Source organism: Streptococcus mitis SK1080 (genome assembly GCF_000220085.1).
GTDB classification, from domain to species: Bacteria; Bacillota; Bacilli; order Lactobacillales; family Streptococcaceae; genus Streptococcus; species Streptococcus mitis_K.
This window is the reverse complement of record NZ_AFQV01000026.1, coordinates 1-1,831: the sequence shown is the minus strand read 5'-3', so window position 1 is coordinate 1,831 and position 1,831 is coordinate 1. Positions and strand designations below refer to the sequence as shown.

Genomic DNA, 1,831 nt, shown 5'->3' with positions numbered 1-1,831 from the left:
ACCATGAAGAAGGAATTTCTATTTCGCCTAAGGCAAAAATAGGTTACTTTGCACAGAATGGTTACAAGTACAACAGTAATCAGAATGTTATGGAGTTTATGCAGAAGGATTGTGACTACAATATATCAGAAATTCGTTCAGTGCTAGCATCTATGGGGTTCAAACAGAACGATATTGGAAAAAGTTTATCTGTTTTAAGCGGTGGAGAAATTATAAAATTGTTGCTTGCTAAAATGCTCATGGGTAGATATAACATCCTAATAATGGATGAACCCAGTAACTTCCTTGACATACCAAGTTTAGAGGCTTTGGAAATACTAATGAAGGAGTACACCGGAACTATCGTGTTTATCACCCACGATAAACGATTACTCGAAAATGTAGCAGATGTAGTTTATGAAATTAGAGATAAGAAAATAAATCTGAAACATTAAATTTAAGGTAGTCGCTGGTCAGTATAGTCTGTTCTGGTTGGCGACTCCATTGTTAAAGAGTATAAAGACTTTAGATTTTATGAATATTAAAAATAGGAACAGTCAATTGAACTGCTCCTATTTTTCTGCTAAATATATTGTAGTTTTCTTATATGTATAATGATAGATTAGCGGATTCTCATCTACGGTACTTACTTCAAATATGAAGAAGTGATCGCGGTTACCTCTGGACTTTTCCTTATTGAGGACAAAGTAATTCTTACGTGAAGTCGCCATTGTTTTTAGGATATCATCAGTTAGGAAGGTCAATGGAATATTCATGTTAGAGTAGCGGTAGAAGTCACGTTCAAAATCTTGGTAGCTCTCGCTATAATAGTCCATTTGTAGGTGATTACGCTGAAACTCAAGCTGATTCATAGAGCACCTCCTCGACAAGTTCAATACTAATAATGTCTTTTAATTTCAAATTGATGTGACCTGTTGTAGTTTTTATCAAAATGAAATCTTTGGTCAGACTTGGTATTGTTCCAGTGTAGGAAACACGCTTGTTTTTTTCAATCACTTGAATGCGTGTGCGTAGCTGCCCGGCGTATACTTGACTGAGGAGTAATAATTTCTTCTCTAGTGATAAGTCAGACATGTACGTTACTTTGTTTGTATCATCAGAGAGTGCTGATGCATGTTCAGATAGGAAAAAGCCCATCCATTTTTGCATCTTTGTATCCTGGTACTCTCTTGCTGATTGAAATGGTAAGGATGAACGGTCAATCATTTTAATCCCTCCAATCCACCAGCGGAATGACCGCCAATAAGTTTACTGCGTTCAATATTTTAGGAACCTTCAGTTAGGACGGTTCCTTTTTGTATGGCTAAAAAGCCAAACTGTTCTCTGACAACATCAATAGCTGTCTGAAGTCTATTTTCTTTTTCAATTTCTTCTACATCATGCAAAATGAGGACAACCCTTTTACTACCAAGGTGTTCTGTGCAGAATGCGGTTCAGCTTTTGGACGTAAGAACTGGACGACCAGTCGTGGCAAACGTAAAGTTTGGCAGTGTAACAACCGTTATAAGGTAAAGGGACAGATTGGTTGTCAGAATAACCATATCGATGAGGGAACACTAGAGAAAGCTGTAATGATGGCAGTTAAACTACTGAGTGAGAATATGGATTTGTTGCATGGAAAGTGGAATAAGATCTTGGAAGAAAACCAGTTATTAGAAAAGCATTACAGTGTGTTACTGGCTGAATTGATAAATAAGGAGTGTTGGGAATATGATTCCTTTGAGATGTGTCAGGTACTAGATAGTATTTTGATTTCGGAGGATGGACAGATAACCGTTAGATTTTTGGAAGGAACAGAAGTTGATTTATAAGGCTGTAGGCATAGTATAGT

The 1,831-nt window shown here is 36.8% G+C and carries 3 protein-coding genes and 2 pseudogenes; 2 read left to right on the top strand and 3 right to left on the bottom strand.

Annotated elements, in window-relative coordinates; translation table 11 throughout:
- A pseudogene (gene msr(D) / locus HMPREF9957_RS11030) lies at positions 1-434 on the top strand (ABC-F type ribosomal protection protein Msr(D)); the annotation flags it as partial.
- Between the two features lie 117 nt (positions 435-551).
- Here msr(D) and HMPREF9957_RS11025 read toward each other — a convergent pair.
- From HMPREF9957_RS11025 to HMPREF9957_RS11015, 3 genes and pseudogenes are all read right to left on the bottom strand, one after another.
- On the bottom strand, positions 552-851 hold the full coding sequence (locus tag HMPREF9957_RS11025) for a DUF5960 family protein (RefSeq protein ID WP_001072468.1): 300 nt from the start codon (positions 849-851) through the stop codon (positions 552-554).
- Positions 838-1,206, bottom strand: coding sequence for a hypothetical protein (locus tag HMPREF9957_RS11020; RefSeq protein WP_000567197.1), 369 nt, complete (start codon positions 1,204-1,206; stop codon positions 838-840). Before HMPREF9957_RS11020 ends, HMPREF9957_RS11025 begins: the two co-directional genes overlap by 14 nt.
- Positions 1,203-1,382, bottom strand: a pseudogene (locus HMPREF9957_RS11015) (Y-family DNA polymerase); the annotation flags it as partial. The pseudogene HMPREF9957_RS11015 and the gene HMPREF9957_RS11020, both read right to left, overlap by 4 nt.
- Before the next feature lie 30 nt (positions 1,383-1,412).
- On the opposite strand from HMPREF9957_RS11015, the gene HMPREF9957_RS11010 reads away from it, so the two are divergent.
- The gene (locus tag HMPREF9957_RS11010) at positions 1,413-1,811 is read left to right on the top strand and encodes a recombinase zinc ribbon domain-containing protein (protein WP_004261296.1); all 399 of its coding nucleotides are present in this window, start codon (positions 1,413-1,415) and stop codon (positions 1,809-1,811) included.
- Positions 1,812-1,831: the final 20 nt, after the last annotated feature.